The 268-nt window shown below is 59.0% G+C and carries 1 pseudogene; it reads right to left on the bottom strand.

Annotation, left to right across the window (positions count from 1 at the left end):
* Window positions 1-268 (bottom strand): annotated as a pseudogene (locus SB719_RS20375) (selenocysteinyl-tRNA-specific translation elongation factor SelB); the annotation flags it as partial.

Genomic DNA, 268 nt, shown 5'->3' with positions numbered 1-268 from the left:
CGAGATATCGCGCAACACTAAGCGATCGTTATCCACCAGCCACAGCGGCGTGTCGAACACCAGCTCGGCAAGGTTATCTTCCAGCAGCGAAACGCGTCCCGTAACGTGGCTGGCGGCGTGGTGAATATGCAGCGGCTGCCACTGGGTCAGCGGCGTATGGGTTTGAAGCTCGACAATCACCCGAGTGAACGGCTCTGGCGGCACATCGGCAAGCAGCCAGTCGCCACGGTTAATCTGCTCTTTTTCCGCATCACCCGCGATGTTAAGC

Origin of the sequence: Pantoea sp. SIMBA_079 (assembly GCF_046940275.1) — a bacterium.
GTDB lineage: Bacteria > Pseudomonadota > Gammaproteobacteria > Enterobacterales > Enterobacteriaceae > Pantoea > Pantoea borealis.
Note: the sequence above shows the minus strand (reverse complement) of the source record. Positions and strands in the feature narration are given on the sequence as shown.